A 22,962-nucleotide genomic window follows, 5' to 3' on the forward strand; every position below is an offset into this window, starting at 1 on the left:
CTCAAGTAGACGAGAGCTTCCATCCGCCGTCCTCGGTGCGATCGACGATGCCTTCAACGAGGAGGGAGCCCAGGATCGCAATGGTTTCTCCGATCGAGAGGCCAATCTCACGCGCGACGTCGATGGCTTGGTGAGCGCAGGGGCTCAGTAGGGCATCGAGAACCCTGCTCTGAGCGGCGGAGCGCTCCGAAGGTTCGACTTTCGGCTCGCCGACTCCGAGCAGTTCGAGCACGTCCGGCGGCGACGTGACACAGGTCGCCGCGTACTCGCGGAGGAGCCGGTGGCAGCCGGCGGAGGAGGCGCTGGTGACCGGGCCCGGGACCGCACCGAGGGGGCGCCCCAGGGCGGCGGCGTGGCCTGCGGTGTTGAGGGAGCCGGAGCGGGCGCCGGCCTCGACGACGACGGTGGCGGACGTCGAAGCGGCGATGAGGCGGTTGCGCTGCAGGAAGCGCCAGCGGGTGGGCGTGGTGCCGGGCGGGACCTCCGTCGCGACGGCGCAACCGGGGGTGGCGATGATGCGGTGGAGGAGGTCGGCGTGGGCCGTCGGGTAGAGGCGGTCCGCTCCCCCGGCGAGGAACGCGACCGTGCGACCTCCCGAGCCGAGGGCGGCGCGGTGGGCGACGGCGTCGATCCCGAAGGCGCCGCCCGAGACGACCGAGACGCCGCGGGTCGCGACGCCCGCGGCGAGTTCGGCGGCCACGTGCTCGCCGTAGCCGGTCGCAGCGCGTGCGCCGACGAGGGCTAGCCGGTGCGGCGGAGCGAAGGCGGCGGGATCGCCGCGCAGCCAGAGCAGGAGCGGCGCGTGCGGCCCGAGGTCGTCGAGCGACTCTGGCCACTCGGGAGCCCCGGGAAGCAGCAGCTGGGCGCCGAGGCGCTCAGCGATCTCAAGTCGGCGGAACAGGAGCCTGCGGTCCAGACGCGGACGCCAGCGGGCCAGCCCCGACTGCAGGGCAGCGACCTCGGACTCGAGTGGCGCGCTCGCCAGGTCACCCTCCTCGGAAAGAGCGCGACGCGGGGGTGCGAAGATCTCCTCCGCGGAGGACGAGGACACGACGTGCGCGAAGGCCTCCGCCGGCCCGACCCGCTCGATGAGGAGGGCTGCGACGGAGTCGCCGGGCTCGGTCAGCGAGTTCCAGGCGCATCGAGCGGCGGCGTCGACGAGCTCGCTCCGCGCGCCGTCCGACTCGCCCGTCCTCTCGGCAGCTGACCTCGGATCGGCTGCGCTGCTCGGCAGCAGACGGCGGACGGCGTCGAGTTCCGCATCATCGAAGAGGGCATTGCTCCGGATCACGCCGCACCTCCCCGAAGGACGAGCGCGCGTGCCAGGTGAGCGGCGGTCGGTCGGTCGACACTGTCGAGGTCCGCAAGAGTCCACGCCAAGCGCAGGACCCGGTCGTAGCCGCGCATGGTCACCAGACCGCGCTCGAGGGCCCGGTCGAGCGTGCGGGACTCGGCGCTGGTCGGGCGCACCGCGTCCGAGCGCAGCCAGGCGCCGGAGACCTGCGAGTTGAGCGTCCACGGAGTGGAGGCGAGGCGGGAGCCGGCCAGGGACCGTGCAGCAGCGACACGGGTGCGGGCCTCAGCGGTCGACATCCCCGGCGAGTCGCGGCGCGCCGCCAGCTGAGCCGCGCTGATGCGGCGGACGGTCAAGCGGATGTCGACGCGGTCCAGCAGCGGGCCGCTGAGCCGCGCGAGGTACCGGCGGCGGACCGAGGGGGCGCAGGTGCACGTCTCGCCGGGGATGCCGAAGCGGCCGCACGGGCACGGGTTGGCTGCGAGGACGAGCTGCACCTGCGCGGGGAACTCGGCGACGGCGTTCGCGCGGTGGATGCGGATCACCCCGGATTCGAGCGGCTGGCGCAGCGCGTCCAGGGCCACCGAGGAGAACTCCGGGGCCTCGTCGAGGAACAGCACTCCGCGGGTGGCGCGGGCGACCGCGCCGGGACGGATGCGGCCGCTGCCGCCGCCGACGATCGCCGCGGACGAAGCGGAGTGGTGCGGACTCTCGAACGGCGGCCGGCGCACCAGAGCGCCACCGGTCGGCGCTCCGACGAGCGAGCGCATGCAGGTCGCCTCCAGCGCCGCCTCGTCATCGAGGTCGGGGAGGATGCCCGGCAGGCGCGAGGCGAGCATCGTCTTCCCGGCGCCGGGAGGCCCCAGCAGGAACACGTGGTGCCCGCCCGCCGCCGCGACGACCATCGCCTCGGCCGCCTCCTCGTTCCCCACCACGTCGGAGAGGTCGAAACGGGCCTCCGGCTCGGACACCGTCTCAGACGGCGGCGCGGCCTCGGGGAGCACCGGCACTTCCCACTCGGCTCCGTGCCAGACGGCGGCCGCCGCCAGCGAGGAGACCGCGATCACCTCGACGCCGTCGACCAGCTCCGCCTCGAGCCGGTCCTCGACGGGGACCATCACGCGGCGCCTGCCCTCGCGGGCGGCCGCGAGCACCGCGGGCAGCACGCCCGGGACGGAGCGCAGCCGGCCGTCCAGGCCGAGCTCCCCGATGTGGACGACCGCGGCGACCGACTCCGCATCGACCTCGCGGAGCGACGCGAGCGCGGCCAGCCCGATGGCGAGATCGAAGGCGGAGCCGTGCTTGGGCATCGCGGCCGGCGAGAGGTTCACGGTGATCTTGTACTCGGCGATGGTGCTGCCGGAGTTGATCGCCGCCGAGCGCACCCGCTCCTTCGCCTGCGCGAGCGCGGCGTCGGGCAGGCCGATGATCACCATGCCAGGGGTGCCGTCGGCCGAGTGCGCCTCCACCCCGACCACGGCTCCCGCGAAGCCGACGAGACCGACCGCCGAGGTCCTTCCCAGGCCCATCAGGCCACCGCCCGCAGGTGCCGGATCTGCGACGGGACTCCCCCGGGCGCGACGATGCCGACCGCGTCGATCCGCAGATGCCGGGAGCGCTCGTGGTGCTCGTCGGCCCAGGCGTAGGCGAGTCGGCGCAGGCGCTGCGCCTTGGCCCGCGTGATGGCCTCGACCGGCAGTCCGAAGCGCGTCGACGAGCGCGTCTTCACCTCCACCACGACCAGTGCCGACCCGTCGCGGGCCACGATGTCGAGCTCGCCCTCGCGGACCCGCCAGTTGCGGTCGAGGATCTCGAATCCGTTGTCTCTCAGGTGCGCCGCCGCGATCTCCTCGCCGCGCCGCCCCAGTTCGTCCTTGTCCATGCGTCCTCCTGCCGGAAGCGTGCAGGAGCAGAGAGGAGCGTCGGACGGCCGGGAGGGGATCCGGGGAGAAGAGGGCCGAGGAGGCGGGTGGGGAGGGACGTCGGGCCGGGGTCTTCGGACGCCGCCGGAGGCGGCTATGCGACCAGCAGGAGGAATCCGCGTTGCCTAAAGACGAGACCCGCGGAGCCGCGGATCCGAGAGAGCTCCGGAGCGGGGTGGGGCTCCGGGCACCGGGTCTCGATGGGTCGTCGGAGGCGGCTACGCGACCAGCAAGGGGTCCGGAGCCTGCCGCGACAGCGCCCTACTCGTCGAGCGCGAGCTCCTTGGGGAGCTCGAACTCCTTGCGGGAGAGCTCCTCGACGTTGACGTCCTTGAAGGTCAGCACGCGCACCGACTTCACGAAGCGGTCGGAGCGGTAGACGTCCCAGACCCACACGTCGCGCATGGTCAGCTCGAAGTAGAAGTCGTGCTCGGTGTCGCGGCGGACCAGGTCGACCTCGTTCGCCAGGTAGAACCGGCGCTCGGTCTCGACGACGTACGAGAACTGCGAGACGACGTCGCGGTACTCCCGGTACAGTGCCAGCTCGACCTCGCGGTCGTAGTCCTCGAATTCGTCCTCATCCATCGTTGGACAATCCTACGCCGAGCCGACGGGCCCGAGCGCCGGGAGCGGCTCCTCGACGCTCTCCCGCGACTTCGACAGCCAGGTCACCCGGTGCAGCGGGGACGGGCCGACCCGCTCGATGCCCGCCCAGTGCGCGGCGCTGCCGTAGCCCTTGTTGCTGTCCCAGGCGTAGTCGGCGAAGTCGTCGTGGTGGCGCACCATCTGACCGTCCCGGCCCACCTTCGCGAGCACGGAGGCGGCGGAGACGGCGGCGCAGTCGCGGTCGGCCTTCACGCGGGTGATGATCGTCAACTCGGCCGCCCACTCACTCAGCGCGGGCGTCAGCCAGTCGTGAGCGCCGTCGAGGAGGACGACGGCGGTGGCGAGGTCGACGCCCTGGTCGGCGAGGCGCTCGATGCCCCTCGATGCGGCGCGGCCGAGGCCGGCGATGATCCCGGTCTCGTCGATCTCGTCCGCCGAGGACTCGCCGATCGCCCAGGCCGAGACCCACTTCGCCACCCCCGGCAGGAGCGCCTCGCGGCGGGCGGGAGCGAGCATCTTGGAGTCGCGGAGCCCCTCGGGGAAGCGCCCGCAGCGGCTGCCGATCGACACGACGCCGACCGAGACCGGACCGGCGATCGCGCCGCGGCCGACCTCGTCGCAGCCGATGACCGTCTCGTAGCCCTGCCGGAAGAGGCGCCGCTCCTGGGTCAGCGTCGGCTCGGCGACGACCACCTAGCCCTGCCCGCTCTGCGCGTCGTCCGAGCCCTCCTCGGAGGCCTCGGTGTCGACTCCGCGGAACACCGACGGGTAGTCGTCGAGCCACGCCCACTGCTGCACGGGCCAGGTGACGAGGATCGCGCGCCCCACGACGTTGTCGATCGGCACGAAGCCGCCGCCCGGCTTGTCGGTGTTGTAGCGGGAGTCGGCGGAGTTGTAGCGGTTGTCGCCCATCACCCAGAGCGAGCCCTCGGGCACGACGACGTCGAAGGGGGTGGCCGAGACGGCCTGCACCCCGTCCGGCAGCTTCACGTAGGGCTCGTCGATCGGGTTGCCGTTGATCTCGACCTGGCCGAGCGGTGTGCAGCAGGTCACGTGGTCGCCCGGCAGGCCGATGACGCGCTTGATGAGGTGGTCGTTGCTGTCGGGAGCGGTGAGGCCGACGAGCGCGAGGGCGGAGTCGACCGCGGCCTGGAACGGCGGCACGGAGGGCTCGGAGCTCGGCGAGAGCCATCCGCCGGGATCGCGGAAGACGACGACGTCGCCCCGCGAGATCGGCACGACTCCGGGCACGAGCTCGTTCACGAGGATCCGGTCGTTCTCGACGAGCGTCTGTTCCATGGAGGAGGAGGGGATGTAGAACGAGCGGATCAGGAAGGTCTTCACGAGGAAGGAGACGAGCACCGCGACCACGAAGATGATCAGCACGTCGCGGAGGAAGAGCAGGACACCCCGGCGCTTGCGCGGGCGCTTCTCGGACGGATCCGCCGAGTGGCGGGCGTGGTCCTCGCCTCCGGTGAGGCGGACCGGGGCCGTGCTGTCTGTCATCGCTCGCCGTCGCCCCTACTGTGCATCACCGGGTGGACTCCCCGGACGGATCGCCCCCGAGAAAGGGAGGAACCCCGGTCCATCATAGGTGGACCGGGGTTCCCGAGAAGTCGTGCGGATGCCGCTCAGGCGTCGCGCTTCTCCTTGATCTTGGCCTTCTTGCCGCGCAGGTTGCGCAGGTAGTAGAGCTTCGCGCGACGGACGTCACCGCGGGTGACGACCTCGATGTGGTCGATGACCGGCGAGTGCACGGGGAACGTGCGCTCGACGCCGACCTGGAAGCTCACCTTGCGGACGGTGAAGGTCTCGCGGACGCCCTCGTTGGAGCGGCCGATGACGACGCCCTGGAAGACCTGGATGCGCGAGCGGGAGCCCTCGACGATGTTGACGTGGACCTTGACGGTGTCGCCGGCGCGGAAGTCCGGGACATCGCTGCGGAGGGACGCCGCATCGACGGAATCGAGGATGTGCATGCTGTATCGCTCTCCGTGCCCGCCACAGGTCGAACACCGTTTCGTTGATGGAAGTCGGTCGTGCCCACGTCGTCGCGGCTCCCCTGTGGCAGAGCCTGCGCGAGGCACAAGCGCTCATTCTGCCATGCCGCGCCGATCCGAGTCAAAGCAGGGACGTTAGGAGGGCAGAGTCATGAGGAGGGCAGAGTCATGAGGAGGGCAGAGTCATGAGGAGGGCAGAGTCGTCAGGAGGGCAGAGCCGTCAGGAGGGCAGGGGCGCCCTGAGGCCAGAGCCGCGCAGAGGGCGGATCCGTCGAGAGGGCCGAGCCGTGGAACAGGGCGGGGCCTCGCAGTGGGACAGCGCCTCGCGGGACGCCCGACCCCTCAGAGGACGATGGTCTGCCCGTCCTGCGGGCGCTCCGGATCGAAGCCCTCGCCGGCGACCGGGCGGTGAGCGCCCTCGGCCTGCACGGACGCCGCCTCCGAGAAGGCGAGGAGAGTGGCCCTCGCGTCGGCGAGGAACCGCCACCCCGAGTGCCAGAAGGCCGCCACTCCGAGGACCACCGAGAGCAGGCCCAGCGCCCAGGCGCCGGGCGGGAAGAAGCCGAAGGCGATCAGGGAGAGGTGCCAGGCGCCGACCACGGCCACGTCGCCCCACGCGGGAGTGCGCGTGGGCCGAACGGTCACCCGGAATGCGACGATCGCGGCCACAGCCGCCAGCGCGACCGCCAGAATGGGGAGGGCGATCACCAGGCCGAGCACGGTCCAGCCGCTCGATCCTCCGAAGACCCCGTAGCCGAGGAGGATCCACAAGGGCAGCACGATCGCCGCCGGGAACTGCCAGGAACCGAATGCCCGTCGCGTGCGCATGCACCGACCGTACCCACCACCGCTGAGCGACGGCTCAGCGGACCCCGAGAGGATCAGGATGATCGAGCTACGCACCCCCGCCGAGATCGAGGAGATGCGTCCCGCCGGCCGCTTCGTCGGCGAGGTACTGAAGGCCACCTCCGCTGCCGCCGCGGTCGGCGTGAACCTGCTGGAGCTCGACCGGCTCGCCCACGACATGATCCGCGCGGCCGGCGCCGAGTCCTGCTACATCGACTACCACCCCTCCTTCGGCGCGAGCCCCTTCGGCAAGGTCATCTGCACCTCCGTCAACGACGCGGTGCTGCACGGCCTGCCCTTCGACTACAGGCTGAAGGACGGCGACCTGCTCACCCTCGACTTCGCCGCCTCCGTGAACGGCTGGGTCGCCGACTCGGCCATCAGCGTCGTGGTCGGGACGCCGCGCGAGGAGGACCTCGCCCTCATCGACACCACCACACGCGCGCTCGAGGCCGGCATCGCCGCCGCGCAGCCCGGGAAGAAGATCGGCGACATCTCCGCGGCCATCGCGGCCGTCGCACACGCCGAGGGCCTGTCCATCAACACCGACTTCGGCGGCCACGGCGTCGGCCGCACGATGCACGGCGATCCGCACATCCCCAACGACGGACGCGCCGGCCGCGGCTACCCGCTCCGCCCGGGCCTCGTCGTCGCGATCGAGCCGTGGTTCCTGCAGACGACCGACGAGATCTACACGGACAAGGACGGCTGGACCCTCCGCAGCCGCGACGGCTCGCGCGGCGCCCACATGGAGCACACGATCGCCATCACCGAGACGGGGAACATCGTCCTCTCCGCGCGGGACTGACTAAAGATGGACAGTACCGCTATCGGATAGCGATACTGTCCACGTGCGAATCTCGGAGCTCAGCCGCAGCAGCGGCGTCAGCCTGCCCACGATCAAGTACTACATCCGGGAGGGGCTGCTGCCGCCGGGCGACGCCGCCGGCCCCCAGCGGGCGGAGTACGGGGACGCCCATGTCGCCCGCCTGACGCTGCTCCGGGCGCTCATCGAGAGCGGCGGCGTCGGCATCGCCGGCGCGAAGCGGATCACGGCCGCGCTCGACGCGGGCGTCGGTCCGACAGCAGCGTTCGAGGTGGCGCAGGACGTGGTCTCCGTGAGCACCGACTCGACCGCGTCCGCCACCGAGGCGTCGACGCGGCGGATCGCCGAGGCCGCGGGCTCCGACCACTGCGGCCACCCTGCCGTCGCGACGGCGGCACGGGCGCTCGACGCGCTCGAGCTCTCCACCGGACCGATGAGCGCCGGCTGGCTCGAGGCCTACGCCCGCGCCGCCGCCCTCGTCGCCTCCGCCGACCTCGACGAACTGCAGGCCCGTGAGAGCGTGAGCGAGCAGGCTGCCGTCGCCGCCGTCGGCACCGCGCTCGGAGACGTGGTGCTGCAGTCGCTCCGGCGCGTCGCCCAGGCGCGCGAGACGCAGAGCCGCTTCGGCTCGACGGAGGTGCCCCGATGAGCGCCGCGACCGAGACGCCCGCGCGCACGGCCTCAGCTGCTCCGCACCGGCCGCTCCTGGTGCTAGCTGGCGCGATGGCGGTCGGCGCCCTCCTCTGCGCGATCGCGCTGGTCGTCGATCCCCGCGAGCTCGGCGGACAGCCGCTCTGGGGCAAGCCGCTGAAGTTCTGCCTCTCGATCGCGCTGTACGCCGTGACGCTCGCCTGGCTGATCGGGCTCGTGCCCCGCCGGCGCCGCCTCGCCCGAGCGCTGGGCACGGTCGCGGCGGTCGGTCTGGCGGTCGAGATGGTCGTGATCGGAGGCGCCGCCCTGGTCGGCGAGCGCAGCCACTTCGACGTCTCCACTCCCCTGCACGCCGCGCTCTGGGCCTCGATGGCCGTCTCGATCATGGTGGTCTGGCTGGCGACGCTGGTCCTCGCCGCCCTCCTGGCGCGGGTGCCGCTCGGCGACCCTGCGCTGACGCTCGCCGTCCGCGCCGGACTCGTGATCGGGCTCGTCGGGATGGCCCTCGCGTTCCTGATGACGGGGCCCTCGCCCGGCCAGATCAGCGACTACCAGGGCGTCGTCGGTGCGCACGCCGTCGGAGTCGCGGACGGCGGACCCAGCCTCCCCCTCCTGGGCTGGAGCACCACGGGGGGCGATCTGCGCATCCCGCACTTCGTCGGGATGCACGCTCTGCAGGGGCTCCCGCTGCTCGCGCTGCTGCTCGGACGGCTGGCAGCCCGGATCCCCGTCCTTCGCCCCGGATCCACCCGGCTGCGGCTCGTCGCCCTGGCCTCGGCGGGCTGGGCGGCCGCGGTGGCCCTCACCTGCTGGCAGGCGCTGCGCGGACAGGCGCTGACCGCACCGGACGCGCTGACCCTCGCCGTCGCTACTGTGGCCGTGATCGCCCTCGCCGGAGGGACGATCCTCACCCTCGCACGAACGGAGGCCCGCGCATGAGCCGGCTGCACCGCGGCTGGACGCCGCTCGGGATCGTCTACCTCGTCCTCGCCCTCGCCGGGCTGATCGGGACCTGGACCTGGAACGTGAGGGCGATGCAGGAGGGCGCGGACGTCCTCGCCGGCCTCGCCGCGGGCGGGCCGTGGGTGTCGTCGTTCTCGACCGACCTGCTGGTCGTCGCGATCGCGGCCGTCGCCTTCATGGTGGTGGAGGGCCGCCGGATCGGGATGCGCCGCGTGTGGATCCTGGTGCTGCTCGCGCCGCTGGTCGCCCTCGCGTTCGCGTTCCCCCTCTTCCTCGCCCTCCGCGACCGGCACCTGGCCCTCGCGGCCCGGTGACCGTGCGGCGCGGGGCTAGGGAAGCAGTTCGGGGCGGACGCGGCGCGTGCGCTCGACGCTCTGCTCGTGGCGCCAGGCGGCGATCGCCCCGTGGTTGCCGCTGAGGAGCACCGGAGGGACGTCGAGGCCGCGCCAGGAGGCCGGCTTGGTGTAGCTCGGGTACTCGAGCAGCCCGTCGGAGTGGCTCTCCTCGACCAGGCTCGCCGGATTGCCGACCACGCCCGGGACCAGGCGTCCGACGGCCTCGATCATCGCCATCACGGCGACCTCTCCTCCGTTGAGGACGTAATCGCCGAGGCTGATCAGCCGGACCCGCGCGCGCTCGGCGGTGTGGTCCACGACGCGCTGGTCGATGCCCTCGTAGCGGCCGCAGCCGAAGAGGAGGGTGGACTCCTCCGCGAGCTCGCGGGCGGTCGCCTGGGTGAACAGCTCGCCCGCGGGCGACGGGAAGATCACGACGGGGTCGTCCGCGCCGTCGAGGATCGTGTCGAGCGCCTCGCCCCACGGCTCCGGTCGCATCACCATGCCGGCGCCGCCGCCGTAGGGCGTGTCGTCGACGGTGCGGTGGCGGTCGTGGGTGAAGTCCCGCAGGTCGTGCACGCCGAGCTCGATCAGCCCGCTCTGCCGAGCACGGCCGAGCAGGCTGATGTCGAGCACGCCGAAGAACTCCGGGAAGATCGTGACGATGTCGATCCTCACGACCGGGGCTCCTCCTCGGAGGCGGCGTCGGAGGCGGCCGGGGGCTCGTCGTCGGCGGGCTCCTCAAGAGCGGAGTCCGCGTCATCGGAGGCGTCCGGCGCGTCGGCGTCCGCAGGCGCGCTCAGCGCCGGGTCCGCGAGGTCGACACCGCTGAGGTCGACCGCGGCGGGCTCCTCCTCGGGAGCCTCCTCGAACAGGCCGATCGGAGGCGTGACCGTGACGATCCCGGCCGCGGCGTCGACGGAGGGGACGATCGCGTTCACGAACGGCACCATCACCTCGCCGGAGGGGGTACCGACGATGAGCAGGTCCTGCGCGGGGAAGTGGTCGACGCGGCGGACGGTGCCGACCTCGACGCCGTCGCGGACGACCTTCATGCCGACCAGCTGGTAGTCGTACCAGGAGTCGTCCTCGCCCGGCTGGGTCTGCACCTCCTCGTCGATCCAGAGGATCGCCTTCAGGAGGGTCTCAGCGGCGTTGCGGTCGTCGACGCCTCGGAAGAACGCGACGGGGTGGCTGTTGTACCAGCGCAGCTCGACGAGCTCGAGCTTCTTGCCGTGCCACTCGGAGGTGCGCGGGACCTGCAGCGTGAACGTGGATCCGGGGGTGAAGCGCTTGTCGGGCTCGTCCGTGTAGAGCTCGAGCTTGATGGCGCCCTTGAGTCCGTGGGCCTTGGTGAGTCGGGCGACGCGGAGCTGCGTCGTGCCCGGTCCGGTGACCGACACCTCTACTTGTCGGTGTCGACGACGTCGACGCGCACTCGGCGCCCGTCGGCGAGCGCGGCGACGAGAGTGCGGACGGCCTTGGCGGTGCGACCGGAGCGTCCGATCACGCGGCCGAGGTCCTCGGGGTGCACGCGCACCTCGAGGACCTCTCCGCGCGGGGAGCTCGTGGCCACGACACTGACCTCATCGGGGTTCTCGACGATCCCCTTGACGAGGTGTTCGACGGCGGGAGCGAGCACTGACTACGCCTCGGTGGAGGTCTCGTCGGCGGTGTCCTCGACCGGGGCGGCCTTGGCCGGAGCCTCGGACTTCGGCTTGAGGACGGGCTTCTTCTTCGCGTCGACGACGAACGGAGCCTTGGGCTCCTTCACCTGGACCGTGCTGACGGCGTCGGCGTCGCCCTTGAAGCGGCCCCAGTCGCCGGTCAGCTTGAGGATCGCGGCGACCTGCTCGGTCGGCTGCGCGCCGACTCCGAGCCAGTACTGCGCGCGCTCCGAGTCGACCTGGATGAACGAGGGCTGCTCGGTCGGGTGGTACTTGCCGATCTCCTCGATCACGCGGCCGTCGCGCTTGGTGCGCGAGTCGGCGACGACGATGCGGTAGTAGGGCGCCCGGATCTTGCCGAGGCGCTTCAGACGAATCTTGACAGCCACAATTCTCCTGTGTGGTCGTTGACCGGTGTCCGGTCGATGATGGATGAACTGAGCCGTGAGCGTGGGGGCACACCCGGCGGAAGCTCGAGGGGGTTTCGTCGGCGGTGAGTAGAGGGTCGACCGCCTCGGACCCGACGGATCATTCTGCCAGAAAAACCGCCCCGGTGCGGGCCCGGCACGCCGCCGACCAGCGGCACCCTCGCGGGAGCGGGCCGCGCGGGACCCCGAAGGCCGCCGCCGGGGCTCTGCGTCCGCCCCGGCCGCAGGTGGCAGGATGGCGAGGCGCGTCCCGATCGGCGGACGCCCGGATCCGATGAGGACCACGCCATGGAGATCAGCTTCGCCGCATCAGACCGCTCCACGCTCGGGATCGAGTGGGAGGTCGCGATCGTCGACCGGCAGACGGGCGATCTCGCCAACGTCGCCGATGTGGTGCTGGAGGCGCTCCGCAGCGACGACGGCGCCCCGCACGCGCACATCACCGGCGAGCTCCTGCGCAACACGGTCGAGCTGGTCTCCGGCGTGCACACCTCCGTCCGCGACGCGGTCGCCGACCTGCAGGACCAGCTGCGGCAGGTGCGCGAGATCACCGACCCCATGGGACTCGACCTCGTGTGCTCGGGCACGCACCCGTTCGCGCAGTGGTTCGACCAGGCCATCACGGACAAGGAGCGGTACCACCGCCTCATCGACCGGACCCAGTGGTGGGGCCGGAACATGATGATCTGGGGCATCCACGTGCACGTCGGCATCGAGCACCGCGACAAGGTGCTGCCGATCCTCAACTCCCTGCTCGACTACTACCCGCACCTGCAGGCGCTCTCGGCGTCGAGCCCGTTCTGGGGCGGAGTCGACACGGGCTACGCCTCGAACCGCGCGCTGATGTTCCAGCAGCTGCCGACGGCGGGCCTGCCTCCGCAGTTCGGTGCCTGGGCGAACTACGAGGAGTACGTCGACGACATGATGCGCACCGGCGTCATCGACGACCACACGGAGGTCCGCTGGGACATCCGCCCCTCGCCGCAGTGGGGCACGCTCGAGATGCGCGCATGCGACGGCCTCTCCTCCGCGGAGGAGATCGGAGCGGTCGCCGCGCTGATCCAGTGCCTCGTCGAGCACCTCTCGTCGCGGCTGGACGCGGGCGAGGACCTGCCGACGATGCAGCCCTGGTACGTGCGCGAGAACAAGTGGCGCGCGGCGCGCTACGGACTCGACGCCGAGATCATCCTCGACGCCGCTGGAGCGGAGCGGCTGGTCACCGACGACATCCGCGACCTGCTCGTCACCCTCGCACCGGTCGCCGAGCGTCTCGACTGCGTGAAGGAGCTCGGCGACGTCGAGCTGATCCTGGTCGCGGGAGCGAGCTACCAGCGCCAGCTGCGGACGGCGGCGGCGAACGACGGCGACCTGAAGGCGGTGGTCCGGGCGCTCGCGGGCGAGCTGCGCGACGGGCTCCGGGATCCCCGCTCATGACGCGTCCCGTCCTCCTCGCCGCAGCCGCGATCGGCGCGCTGGCCCTCGGCCTCGCCGGCTGCTCGTCCTCGACGACGACCGGCCCGGCGACCGCGTCCCCCGCCGGCACCGCCACTCCCCTCCCGACCGTCACCGCCGATCCGCTGCCGCTCTCGATCGGCGGCTCTCTGCCCGTCGGCTCCCGGGTGACGATCGTCGGCGACAGCATCGTGCGCGGTCTGACGGTCGACCCGGAGCAGGCCTGGCCCGCTCTCGTCGGAGACGACCTCGGCTGGGAGGTCACGAACCTGGGCTGCGACGGCGGCGGCTTCGTCGAGCCGGGTGACTGCGGCGTCGCGATCGGCGACCGCGCGGAGGAGATCGCCGACACCCGGCCCGACGCGATCGTGCTGATCGCCAGCAGCAACGACCTGGGCTGGGATCCGGAGGACGTGGACGCCGCGATCGGGCCGGCGGTGGACGCGATCGTGTCCGCCTCGCCCTCGGCCCGGCTCATCGCGCTCGACTCGGTCTGGGGCCCCGACCCGCGCCCCTCCGATCTCGACGAGTACGACGCGGCGCTGGTCGAGGCCGTGACTGCCGCCGGCGGCGGTGCGCTCGAGTACCCGGACCCCCTCCGCGAGGACGGGCTGCTCGGCGAGGACGGCGTGCATCCCACCGTCGAGGGCCAGCGCGCCCTGGCCGACGCGTTCGAGGTGGCGGCCGAGAAGTCCGGCCTCGCCCGGGCGGTGCCGACGGGACAGAAGGCGACGGACGCGCCGGCGGCCTGACTCCGACGCGGGGCGCCGTCGTGACGGCGCCCCGCCGGGTCAGCGCGCGGTGCTGTTCCGGCCGTCGCGCCAGCCGAGCAGGTCGCGCACGGGCGCGAGGTCGATGTCCGGACCGGTGATGCCGAGCGTGAACAGGCGGGCGCCTAGGTCGTACTGCTGGTCGAGCACGTCGAAGGAGGCGTCGCCGACACCGCCGCGCACGCTCGCGCCGGTCGAGATCTCGATCGCGGCCGGGTCGCGGTCGACGCGGCCGCACCACTCCGAGAGCACGCCGAGCTTGCGCTCGAGCGTCGGGACGTCCGAGAAGCTGTGCCAGATGTCGGCGTGCTCGGCGACGATCCGCAGCGTCTTCTTCTCGCCGCCGCCGCCGATCATCACCGGGATGTCGCGGGTGGGCGCCGGGTTGAGCATCGACCACCGGCTGCGGATGCGCGGCATCGCCTCGGAGAGCTCGTCGAGGCGGGAGCCGGGAGTGCCGAACTCGTAGCCGTACTCCTCGTAGTCGCGCTCGAACCAGCCCGAGCCGATGCCGAAGATCAGACGGCCCGCGGCGCCCTTGGCGCTGATGTGGTCGACCGTGCGCGCCATGTCGGCGAGGAGGTCGGGGTTCCGGTAGCTGTTGCAGGTGACCAGCGGGCCGAACTCGATGCGGCTGGTCTGCTCGGCCCAGGCCGCGAGCATGCTCCAGCCCTCGAAGTGCAGGCCGTTCGGCTCTCCCGAGAGCGGGAAGAAGTGGTCCCAGTTGAAGGCGATGTCGACGCCGAGGTCCTCGAGCTCGGCGAGCGTGTCGCGGATGACCTCGTAGGGGACGTGCTGCGGTGCGATCTGGACGCCGATGCGGACGGGGCGCGCGTGTGCGGTTGTCATGCCCTCACGCTAGCGAGCGGTGCGCCTCACGGGGATCCCCGCTGCGGCCCCCGGAGGGACGGCGCGCTACTCCCCCGCCGGGTCCGGCGACGCCGAGGGCGCCTCGTCGCTCGTGGAGCGGGCGAGCTTGACGACGGTGGCCCCCTCGTCGTCGAACAGGCGGAGCCGTCCGCCGTCGATCGAGGCCATCGCCGCCTCCGAGAAGATCATCGGCAGTGCGACGCCGTCGCAGGCGATCAGCGTGCTCGGCCCGGCCGACACGGTGAGGGCGCCCTCCTGGTCTATCGACCACTCGCCCTGCGCGCCGTTGCAGCCGTCGGAGCCCGTCCAGGTCCCGTCCTCCGCGATCAGGAGGAACGGCACGTCGGGCGCGTCGTAGGAGACGCCCGTCACCCAGCGGCCGACCAGGTCCTCCGGGGAGGGCGCCGTCATCGCGTCGACCCCGGAGCCCTCGGCGCAGCCGGTGAGCCCGAGCACGGCCGCGAGGACGAGGATCCCGCCCGCGCGTCCGGCCGCGACCCGCCTCATCGCCCGAGGAGCTTCTGCAGCTGCTCGAGCTCCTCCGGCGTGGGCTGGGCGCCCTTGCCGGCGCCGCCGCCCAGGCCGAAGCCGGAGCCGCCCGCGTCGCCCGGGCGGGGCCCGGAGGTGATCGCCGCGTTCTCGGCCGCGCGCTTGGCGGGGTTGCCGGACTTGCTGCTCTTCTTCTTCTGCGGCTTCGGACGGCCGTGGTAGCCGGCGCCGGGCACGGGGCCCATGCCGGGGACCGAGGGCATGCCGCCCTTGGCGACCGTCTTCATCATCTTGGCGGCCTGCTCGAAGCGCTGGACGAGCTGGTTGACGTCCGTGACCGTCATGCCGGAGCCGCGGGCGATGCGCAGGCGCCGCGAGCCGTTGAGCAGCTTCGGGTTGACCCGCTCCGCCTTCGTCATCGACTGGATGATCGCCTCGGTGCGCACGATCTCGCGCTCGTCGAACTGGTCGAGCTGCTCGCGCATGCCCTTCGCACCGGGCAGCATGCCGATCATCTTCTTGATCGAGCCCATGTTGCGCAGCTGCTGCATCTGGCCGAGGAAGTCGTCGAGGGTGAACGTGTCCCCCATGATCTTCTCGGCGATCTTGCGCGCCTCGTCCTCGTCGAACGCGGACTGGGCCTGCTCGATGAGGGTCAGCACGTCGCCGAGGTCGAGGATGCGGCTCGCCATGCGGTCGGGGTGGAACTGCTCGAAGTCGTCGAGCGACTCGCCCGTGGAGGCGAAGAGGATCGGGCGGCCGGTGAGCGAGGCGACCGAGAGCGCCGCGCCTCCGCGGGCGTCGCCGTCGAGCTTGGAGAGGACGACGCCGGTGAAGTCGACGCCCTCCTGGAAGGCCTTGGCGGTCGCGACCGCGTCCTGGCCGATCATCGCGTCGATGACGAACAGGACCTCGTCGGGGTTCGTGACGCGGCGGATGTCGGCGGCCTGCTTCATCATGTCGGCGTCGACGCCGAGGCGTCCCGCCGTGTCGATGATGACCGTGTCGTACTGCTTGTCGGTCGCGAAGCGGATCGCGTTCTGGGCGACCTTGACCGGGTTGCCGACGCCGTTGCCCGGCTCCGGCGCGTAGACCGCGACTCCGGCCTGCTCGCCGACGACCTGCAGCTGCTGCACGGCGTTGGGGCGCTGGAGGTCGGCCGCGACGAGCAGCGGGGTGTGGCCGTCCTTGCCGAGGTACTTGCCGAGCTTGCCCGCGAGGGTCGTCTTGCCCGCGCCCTGGAGGCCGGCGAGCATGATGACGGTCGGCGGGCGCTTGGCGAACTCGAGGCGGCGCGACTGCCCGCCGAGGATCGCGACGAGCTCCTCGTTGACGATCTGGACGACCTGCTGGGCCGGGTTGAGCGCCTTGTTGACCTCGTCGCCGAGGGCGCGCTCGCGCACCTTGCCGGTGAACTCCTTCACGACCTCCAGCGCGACGTCGGCGTCGAGGAGGGCCCGCCGGATCTCGCGGACGGTGCCGTCGACGTCCGACGCGGAGAGCTTGCCCTTCGTGCGGAGGTTCTTGAAGGTCTCGACGAGTCGATCGGAGAGGGTGCCGAAAGTAGCCATGATGCCCGGAATTCTACCGGAGGCCCGGAGGGTCGGCGGGCGGGGCCGCCGATCCGCTCGCGATCGGCGCGATCACCGCGGAGCGGATTAACTGGTCCGGGTCCAAGAACAGGGTTAGGGTGGCCCGGTGATCGAGACACTGGTGGCGGGCGACTCCGCGGACCCCCTGGACTACTCCAACGGCTGGGAGCTGCAGCGCCGCCTGCACGCCGAGGTGGTGGCGGGCTCGAGGCCGGACACCCTCGTGCTCTGCGAGCACTCCTCCGTCTACACCGCAGGCAAGCGCACCGAGGCGCACGAGCGCCCGGACGACGGCTCGCCCGTGGTTGACGTCGACCGCGGAGGGCGGATCACCTGGCACGGCCCGGGCCAGCTCGTCGGATACCCGATCGTGCGGCTCGGCGAGCCCGTCGACGTCGTCGCCTACGTCCGCTCGCTGGAGGGCGTGCTGATCGCCGCTCTCGACGACCTGGGCGTGCAGGGGCGGCGCGTCGACGGGCGCTCGGGAGTGTGGATCCCGAGAGACGGCGGCGCCGACAAGATCGCCGCGATCGGCATCCGCGTCGCCTCGGGCGTGACGATGCACGGATTCGCCCTCAACGTCTCGAACAGCCTCGAGCCCTACGCCCGCATCGTCGCCTGCGGCATCGCCGACGCCGGAGTGACCACGCTCGAGCGCGAGCGCGGCGAAGCTCCGCCCATGGAGGCGGTGCGGGCGCGGGTGGCGGCGCGCTTCTCGGAGGCGGCCCCCGCCTTCTCCGCCCGCATCGGGGAGGTCGCCGCGTGAGCGCCGAGGCCGGCGGCCGCAAGCTGCTGCGGCTGGAGATCCGCAACGCCGAGACGCCGATCGAGCGCAAGCCCGAGTGGATCCGAACGAAGGCCTCGATGGGCCCGGAGTACCGGCAGCTGCAGTCGCTGGTGAAGAGCGAGGAGCTGCACACCGTCTGCCAGGAGGCGGGCTGCCCCAACATCTTCGAGTGCTGGGAGGACCGAGAGGCGACCTTCCTCATCGGGGGCGCCCAGTGCACCCGCCGCTGCGACTTCTGCCAGATCGACACCGGGAAGCCCGCGGACTACGACGCGGACGAGCCCCGGCGCGTCGGCGAGTCCGTGGCGCGGATGAAGCTCCGCTACGCGACCGTCACCGGAGTCGCCCGCGACGACCTGCCCGACGAGGGCTCCTGGCTCTACGCTGAGACCATCCGCCAGATCCACGCCCAGGCTCCGGGCACGGGGGTCGAGATCCTGGTCCCGGACTTCACCGGCCGCGCCGAGCACCTGCAGCGGGTGTTCGACGCGGAGCCGGAGGTGTTCGCCCACAACGTCGAGACGGTGCCGCGGATCTTCAAGCGCATCCGGCCGGCCTTCCGCTACGAGCGCTCGCTCGACGTGCTCACCCAGGGCCGGGAGGCGGGGCTGATCACGAAGTCGAACCTCATTCTCGGCATGGGCGAGGAGCGGGAGGAGATCTCGCAGGCGCTGCAGGACCTCTACGACGCCGGCACCGACATCGTGACCATCACGCAGTACCTCCGCCCGACGCCGCGGCATCTGCCGGTGGACCGCTGGGTGCACCCGGAGGAGTTCGTGGCGATCAAGGAGGAGGCCGAGGACATCGGCTTCCTCGGCGTCCTCGCGGGGCCCCTGGTCCGCTCCTCCTACCGGGCCGGCCGGCTCTGGGCGCGCTCGATGGAGTCGAAGGGTCTGCCGGTCCCGGAGCACCTGCGCCACCTCGCCGACGCGGCACTGGGCTTCTCGCAGGCCGTGTAGCCCGCCACCGGGACGGCGCCGGCGCGTCGTCCCGGGCGGGGCCGCTCAGCTGACGAGCTGCTGGGCGAAGACGTGGGGGGTGAAGCCGGTGAGGTCGCCGATGCCCTCGCCCTGGCCGACGAGCTTGATCGGTATGCCGGTGCGCTCCTGGACCGCGAGGACGAAGCCGCCCTTCGCGGAGCCGTCGAGTTTGGTGATGACCAGGCCGGTGACGCCCGCGTGCTCGATGAACGCCTCGGCCTGGTTCAGCCCGTTCTGACCGGTCGTCGCGTCGAGCACGAGCAGGATCTCGGAGATCGGGGCCTGCTTCTCGATGACGCGCTTGATCTTCGTGAGCTCGTCCATCAGCCCGCCCTTGGTGTGCAGGCGGCCGGCCGTGTCGATGATGACCATCTCGACGCCGGTGTCCTTCGCGAACTGCACGGTCTGGAAGGCGACGGACGCCGGATCCTGGCGCTCCTGCTGCGGCCGGACGATCTGGGCGCCGGCGCGCTGCGCCCAGGTGGCGAGCTGGTCGACCGCCGCCGCGCGGAAGGTGTCGGCCGCGCCGACCACGACGCTCCGGCCGTAGTTGCGGAGGAACTTGGCGAACTTGCCGATGGTCGTGGTCTTGCCGACGCCGTTCACGCCGACCACGAGGATCACGGCGGGGCGCTCGCTGAGCTTGAGGGTGGTGTCGTACTTCGACAGACGCTCCTCGAGGGACTCGCGGAGCATCCGCTGCAGGTCGCGCGGGTCGGTGGTGGAGTAGCGGGCGACCTTGGCGCGGAGGTCGTCGACGATCTCCTCGGTGATGTCGGGGCCGAAGTCGGCGGTGATCAGCGCCGTCTCGAGGTCGTCCCAGGTCTGGTCGTCGATCGTGCGCTTCTCGAACAGGCCGCGCAGTGCGCGGCCGAGCGACCAGGAGGTGCGTTCTGCCATGGGTCCAGGCTACCGGCGGGCGCGCCTCCGAGCGGTCGGGGAGGCGGGTTCAGGCCGGGGGCGCGGCGACGCGCTGGCCGACGACGGCCGAGACGCCGTCCTGCCGCATCGAGACGCCGTAGAGGGCGTCCGCGATCTCCATGGTCCGCTTCTGGTGGGTGATGACGATCAGCTGGCTCGAGGTGCGCAGGTCCTCGAAGATGCTGAGCAGTCGGCCGAGATTCGCGTCGTCGAGAGCGGCCTCCACCTCGTCCATGATGTAGAAGGGGCTCGGCCGCGACTTGAAGATGGCGACCATGAACGCCACGGCCGCGAGCGAGCGCTCCCCTCCGGAGAGGAGCGACAGCCGCTCGATCTTCTTGCCGGCCGGCCGCACCGCGACCTCGATGCCGGTGGTGAGCAGGTTCTCCGGGTCGGTCAGGCGGATGCTGCCGGTGCCGCCGGGGAAGAGGACGGGGAACACGTCCGCGAACGCCGCCTGCGTGTCGTCGAAGGCGGAGGCGAACACCGTCTGCATCGTCTCGTCGAGCTCCTCGATGATGGTGAGCAGGTCCCGCCGGGTCCCGGTGAGGTCGGCCAGCTGCTCGGTCAGGAACGCGTGCCGCTGCTCCAGCGCGGCGAACTCCTCCAGCGCGAGCGGATTGACGCGGCCCAGCTGCCCGAGCTGCTTCTCGGCCTTCTCGAGGCGGCGGCGCTGCTCCTCGCGGACGTAGGGCCGCGGCTCCTGCTCCACGTCCGTCTCGTCGGGGACGCCGACTCCGGGACCGTACTCCTCCACCAGCACGTCCTCGGTGAGCCCGAGCTCGGACGCGGCGCGCTCGAGCAGACCGGTGAGCTGCAGCCTCTTCTCGTAGATCTGCAGCTCGAGGCCGTGCACGCTCTCGGTGACGGACTGGAGCCGGTCGCGCACGCTCCCCTCCTCGCGGCGGAGCCCCTGCAGCTCGGCGTTCTGCTGCGAGCGCGCCGCCTCGGCCGCGACGAGCTCGGCCCGGGCGTGCTGGACGGAGCGGTCGACGGAGGCGAGGACGGCGGGGAGCGCGGCGGTCACCTCGGCCGCCGCGTCGCGCTGGCGACGGCGGATCACGGCGCGGCGCGCGGCCTCGTCGGCGGCGGCGCGGTCGGCGGCCAGCTGGCGGGCCAGCGCCTCCCCGCGGGACTGCTCCGCCCGCACCCGCTCCTTGGCGGTCTCGACGCCGAGCCGCGCCTCGATCTCGCGCTCGCGTGCGGTGTCGACGTCGCGCTGCAGACCGTCGCGGGCGCTCGCGTCGAGCACCGGCCGAGGCCGGGCGCGCACGGCGTCGAGCGCCGACCTCGCCTCCTGGGCCGCGCGCTCGGCGTCGCCGACCCGGTCCGAGGCGACGGCCAGCGCCATCGAGCCCCGGCCGTGCTCGGCGGTGGCCGCCTCGAGCTGGGCGCGCACGCCGCCGAGCCGCTCGGTGTGGGCGGCACGGGCGGCGTCGTGCTCGCGGAGGGCCGACAGCGCGCTCGCGGCCTGCTCCTTCGCGCCGCGGAGCGCTCCGGTCTGCTCGGCGAGCTCGAAGCGGAGCCGGTCGATCCCGCCCTCGACCTCCTCCAGCCGGGCGGCGGCGGAGTCGCGCTCGGAGACGAGCTCGATCCGGCTGCGCTGCCCGCCGGAGCCGGCGCTCTGCACGGCGTCGGAGACGGTCGCGCCGTCGCGGGTGACCAGGACGGTGCCCGGATCGATGCCCTCTCTCAGGCGCCGCGCCGCGGCGAGGTCCTCGACCACGAGCACGCGCTCGAGGAGCGAGAGGACCCCGGCCGGCGCCGTGACGAGGTCGCCCGCGCGTTCCCCCCCCTCGGGAACGGTGAGAGCGACGTGCGGCCGGGCTGCGTCGGCGACCAGCAGCTCGACGCGTCCGAGGTCGCGCTCCAGCGCGGCGTCCAGTGCCGCGTCGGCCCGGGCGGTCGACTCGACCAGCACGGCGTCGGCGACCGCGCCGAGGGCGGCGGCGATCGCGGCCTCGCAGCCCGGCCGCACCTGGATCCGCTCGGCGACCCGGCCGCGCACCCCCTCGATCCGGGCGGCGATCAGCTCGGCCGAGCCGTCCGAGACGTCGAGGGCCAGCGACAGGGCACCCGTGCGGGCGGCCAGCGCCTCGCGCTCGCGCTCCAGGGCGTGCAGCTCCTCGCGCAGCCGCTCGATCCCGCCCTCGGCGGCCGAGACCGCGGACTGGGCGAGCTCGTAGCCCTCGTCGAGGCCGCCGTCGGGGCCGCGGCCCGCGTCGTCCAGCTCGGCCTCCAGAGCGTCGAGCGCCCGCCGCGCCGCCTCCTTCCGCCGGTCGGCCGCGTCGAGGGTGTTCTGCGCGCGCAGGACCTCGCCCCGGACGGACGCGAGACGGGAGGCGGCGGTGTCGGCCTGCCCCGAGAGGGTGGAGAGCTCGAGGTCGTAGCGCGAGACGAGGGCCGCCTGCGCGGCGATCTCCTCGTCGACCGCGTCGAGGGCGGAGCGGGCGGCGACGGTCGTGCGCTGCGCCTGGACCCACGCCGTCTCCGCGTCGAGGACGGCCTGCCGCAGGCGCTCCAGCTCGACCCGCGCCTCCTCCACCTGCGCCGGCGTCACGCGCGGCTGGATCTGCGGCTGCTCGGACTCGAGCTCGAGCATCGCGAGCCGCTGCCCGGCGAGGGCCGAGAGGTTGCGCAGCCGCTCCTGCACCGACTCCAGCTCGAACGAGGTGCGCCGGGCGTCGTCGACCGCGTCGCCGACCGCCTCCGCCTCGATCCGCGCTCGCCGGAGCGTCGCCTGCTCGAGCCGCTGCTGCAGGACCACCCGCTCGCTGTGCCGCTCGCTCTCGGTGCGGGCGAAGCCGTCCAGGGCGGTCCGGAGCGCGACCACGTCGTCGGCGAGCAGGCGCGCCCGGGCGTCGCGCACCACGGCGGCGATCGTCTGCGCCTGCCGTGCGACCTCGGCCTGGCGCCCGAGGGGCTTGAGCTGGCGCCGGATCTCGCCCGCGAGGTCGGAGAGGCGGGTCAGGTTCGCCTGCATCGCCTCGAGCTTGCGGAGCGTCTTCTCCTTGCGGCGGCGGTGCTTCAGGATCCCGGCGGCCTCCTCGATGAACCCGCGCCGCTCCTCGGGGGTCGCGTGCAGCACGGCGTCGAGCTGTCCCTGCCCCACGATGACGTGCATCTCGCGCCCGAGACCGGAGTCGCTCAGCAGCTCCTGCACGTCGAGCAGCCGGCAGCCGCGTCCGTTGATCGCGTACTCGCTGCCGCCGTTGCGGAAGAGGGTCCGGGTGATTGTCACCTCGGTGTACTCGATCGGCAGGGCGCCGTCCGAGTTGTCGATGGTGAGCGCGACCTCGGCGCGGCCGAGGGGTCCGCGGGTGGAGGTGCCCGCGAAGATGACGTCCTCCATCTTGCCGCCGCGGAGCGTCTTCGCCCCCTGCTCCCCCATCACCCAGGCGAGCGCGTCGACGACGTTGCTCTTGCCCGAGCCGTTGGGGCCGACGACGCAGGTGACCCCCGGCTCGAAGGCGAACGTGGTCGGCTGAGCGAAGGACTTGAACCCCTTGAGGGTCAGGCTCTTCAGGTACACCCGGCCGCCTCGCTCCTGTCCACAACGC

Annotated in this window: 25 protein-coding genes; 8 read left to right on the plus strand and 17 right to left on the minus strand. The window is 72.4% G+C overall.

The annotated features are described in order from the left end of the window. Position 1: 1 nt before the first annotated feature. The 8 genes from dprA to C5C99_RS09030 all read right to left on the minus strand — a co-directional run bounded on the left by dprA (position 2) and on the right by C5C99_RS09030 (position 6,650). The gene (dprA, locus tag C5C99_RS08995) at positions 2–1,291 is read right to left on the minus strand and encodes a DNA-processing protein DprA (protein ID WP_258063672.1); all 1,290 of its coding nucleotides are present in this window, start codon (positions 1,289–1,291) and stop codon (positions 2–4) included. Then, positions 1,288–2,823, minus strand: coding sequence for a YifB family Mg chelatase-like AAA ATPase (locus C5C99_RS09000; protein ID WP_104339969.1), 1,536 nt, complete (start codon positions 2,821–2,823; stop codon positions 1,288–1,290). Before C5C99_RS09000 ends, dprA begins: the two co-directional genes overlap by 4 nt. Next, a complete protein-coding gene (locus tag C5C99_RS09005; protein ID WP_104223901.1) occupies positions 2,823–3,176 on the minus strand; it encodes a YraN family protein in 354 nt (117 codons plus the stop codon). The genes C5C99_RS09000 and C5C99_RS09005 overlap by 1 nt, the downstream gene beginning before the upstream one ends. A gap of 301 nt (positions 3,177–3,477) precedes the next feature. Next, a complete protein-coding gene (locus C5C99_RS09010; RefSeq protein ID WP_055792576.1) occupies positions 3,478–3,801 on the minus strand; it encodes a DUF2469 domain-containing protein in 324 nt (107 codons plus the stop codon). Between the two features lie 12 nt (positions 3,802–3,813). Beyond that, on the minus strand, positions 3,814–4,515 hold the full coding sequence (locus C5C99_RS09015) for a ribonuclease HII (protein ID WP_104324085.1): 702 nt from the start codon (positions 4,513–4,515) through the stop codon (positions 3,814–3,816). Continuing rightward, a complete protein-coding gene (gene lepB, locus C5C99_RS09020) occupies positions 4,516–5,328 on the minus strand; it encodes a signal peptidase I (protein ID WP_104339970.1) in 813 nt (270 codons plus the stop codon). Positions 5,329–5,453: 125 nt separating this feature from the next. Further along, the gene (rplS, locus tag C5C99_RS09025) at positions 5,454–5,801 is read right to left on the minus strand and encodes a 50S ribosomal protein L19 (RefSeq protein WP_104223904.1); all 348 of its coding nucleotides are present in this window, start codon (positions 5,799–5,801) and stop codon (positions 5,454–5,456) included. Positions 5,802–6,164: 363 nt separating this feature from the next. Then, on the minus strand, positions 6,165–6,650 hold the full coding sequence (locus tag C5C99_RS09030) for a hypothetical protein (protein WP_104247628.1): 486 nt from the start codon (positions 6,648–6,650) through the stop codon (positions 6,165–6,167). 58 nt (positions 6,651–6,708) lie between these two features. Here C5C99_RS09030 and map point away from each other — a divergent pair, with 58 nt between their 5' ends. The 4 genes from map to C5C99_RS09050 are packed head-to-tail and all read left to right on the plus strand — an operon-like array spanning position 6,709 to position 9,422. Continuing rightward, positions 6,709–7,476: a type I methionyl aminopeptidase gene (gene map / locus C5C99_RS09035; RefSeq protein ID WP_104267274.1), complete on the plus strand. Its 768-nt coding sequence runs from the start codon at positions 6,709–6,711 to the stop codon at positions 7,474–7,476. Between the two features lie 43 nt (positions 7,477–7,519). Then, complete coding sequence (locus tag C5C99_RS09040; RefSeq protein WP_104262841.1) at positions 7,520–8,143, plus strand: MerR family transcriptional regulator; 624 nt, start codon at positions 7,520–7,522, stop codon at positions 8,141–8,143. After that, entirely contained in the window at positions 8,140–9,084 is a 945-nt protein-coding gene (locus C5C99_RS09045) for a hypothetical protein (protein ID WP_104267275.1), read from the plus strand. The genes C5C99_RS09040 and C5C99_RS09045 overlap by 4 nt, the downstream gene beginning before the upstream one ends. Further along, positions 9,081–9,422 carry a DUF2834 domain-containing protein gene (locus tag C5C99_RS09050; RefSeq protein ID WP_104250523.1) on the plus strand — a complete coding sequence of 114 codons (342 nt, stop codon included), beginning with the start codon at positions 9,081–9,083 and terminating at the stop codon, positions 9,420–9,422. Before C5C99_RS09045 ends, C5C99_RS09050 begins: the two co-directional genes overlap by 4 nt. A 15-nt stretch (positions 9,423–9,437) precedes the next feature. Here C5C99_RS09050 and trmD read toward each other — a convergent pair whose 3' ends face one another. From trmD to rpsP, 4 genes are read right to left on the minus strand one after another with little or no spacing between them, the layout of a single operon-like run. Continuing rightward, entirely contained in the window at positions 9,438–10,121 is a 684-nt protein-coding gene (gene trmD, locus C5C99_RS09055; RefSeq protein WP_104339971.1) for a tRNA (guanosine(37)-N1)-methyltransferase TrmD, read from the minus strand. Beyond that, complete coding sequence (gene rimM, locus C5C99_RS09060) at positions 10,118–10,846, minus strand: ribosome maturation factor RimM (RefSeq protein WP_104247631.1); 729 nt, start codon at positions 10,844–10,846, stop codon at positions 10,118–10,120. Before rimM ends, trmD begins: the two co-directional genes overlap by 4 nt. A gap of 2 nt (positions 10,847–10,848) precedes the next feature. Continuing rightward, positions 10,849–11,085, minus strand: coding sequence for an RNA-binding protein (locus C5C99_RS09065; RefSeq protein WP_068210678.1), 237 nt, complete (start codon positions 11,083–11,085; stop codon positions 10,849–10,851). A gap of 3 nt (positions 11,086–11,088) precedes the next feature. After that, complete coding sequence (gene rpsP, locus C5C99_RS09070) at positions 11,089–11,499, minus strand: 30S ribosomal protein S16 (protein WP_104223912.1); 411 nt, start codon at positions 11,497–11,499, stop codon at positions 11,089–11,091. 327 nt (positions 11,500–11,826) lie between these two features. On the opposite strand from rpsP, the gene C5C99_RS09075 reads away from it, so the two are divergent. Together C5C99_RS09075 and C5C99_RS09080 are read left to right on the plus strand one after the other, a co-directional pair. Continuing rightward, positions 11,827–12,972 (plus strand): glutamate--cysteine ligase, encoded by a 1,146-nt coding sequence (locus C5C99_RS09075; RefSeq protein ID WP_104247632.1) that lies wholly within the window; start codon positions 11,827–11,829, stop codon positions 12,970–12,972. After that, positions 12,969–13,742, plus strand: a complete 774-nt coding sequence (locus tag C5C99_RS09080) for an SGNH/GDSL hydrolase family protein (RefSeq protein ID WP_104339972.1) — start codon at positions 12,969–12,971, stop codon at positions 13,740–13,742. The genes C5C99_RS09075 and C5C99_RS09080 overlap by 4 nt, the downstream gene beginning before the upstream one ends. A 39-nt stretch (positions 13,743–13,781) precedes the next feature. On the opposite strand, the gene C5C99_RS09085 is transcribed toward C5C99_RS09080, so the two are convergent. The 3 genes from C5C99_RS09085 to ffh form a co-directional block, all read right to left on the minus strand. Continuing rightward, positions 13,782–14,609, minus strand: coding sequence for an LLM class F420-dependent oxidoreductase (locus tag C5C99_RS09085; RefSeq protein WP_104339973.1), 828 nt, complete (start codon positions 14,607–14,609; stop codon positions 13,782–13,784). 66 nt (positions 14,610–14,675) lie between these two features. Further along, positions 14,676–15,137 (minus strand): META domain-containing protein, encoded by a 462-nt coding sequence (locus C5C99_RS09090; protein WP_104260572.1) that lies wholly within the window; start codon positions 15,135–15,137, stop codon positions 14,676–14,678. Further along, positions 15,134–16,690, minus strand: a complete 1,557-nt coding sequence (ffh, locus tag C5C99_RS09095) for a signal recognition particle protein (protein ID WP_104339974.1) — start codon at positions 16,688–16,690, stop codon at positions 15,134–15,136. The genes C5C99_RS09090 and ffh overlap by 4 nt, the downstream gene beginning before the upstream one ends. A gap of 127 nt (positions 16,691–16,817) precedes the next feature. On the opposite strand from ffh, the gene lipB reads away from it, so the two are divergent. Together lipB and lipA are read left to right on the plus strand one after the other, a co-directional pair. Next, positions 16,818–17,477 carry a lipoyl(octanoyl) transferase LipB gene (gene lipB / locus C5C99_RS09100; protein ID WP_104339975.1) on the plus strand — a complete coding sequence of 220 codons (660 nt, stop codon included), beginning with the start codon at positions 16,818–16,820 and terminating at the stop codon, positions 17,475–17,477. After that, positions 17,474–18,460: a lipoyl synthase gene (lipA, locus tag C5C99_RS09105; protein WP_104256304.1), complete on the plus strand. Its 987-nt coding sequence runs from the start codon at positions 17,474–17,476 to the stop codon at positions 18,458–18,460. Before lipB ends, lipA begins: the two co-directional genes overlap by 4 nt. Positions 18,461–18,505: 45 nt before the next feature. On the opposite strand, the gene ftsY is transcribed toward lipA, so the two are convergent. Both ftsY and smc read right to left on the minus strand, forming a co-directional pair. Then, positions 18,506–19,381 (minus strand): signal recognition particle-docking protein FtsY, encoded by an 876-nt coding sequence (gene ftsY / locus C5C99_RS09110; protein ID WP_104339976.1) that lies wholly within the window; start codon positions 19,379–19,381, stop codon positions 18,506–18,508. Positions 19,382–19,430: 49 nt separating this feature from the next. Beyond that, a complete protein-coding gene (smc, locus tag C5C99_RS09115) occupies positions 19,431–22,934 on the minus strand; it encodes a chromosome segregation protein SMC (RefSeq protein WP_104339977.1) in 3,504 nt (1,167 codons plus the stop codon). Positions 22,935–22,962 lie beyond the last annotated feature (28 nt).

It is taken from the genome of Rathayibacter sp. AY1C4 (assembly GCF_002932195.1).
In the GTDB taxonomy this organism is placed as follows: Bacteria; Actinomycetota; Actinomycetes; order Actinomycetales; family Microbacteriaceae; genus Rathayibacter.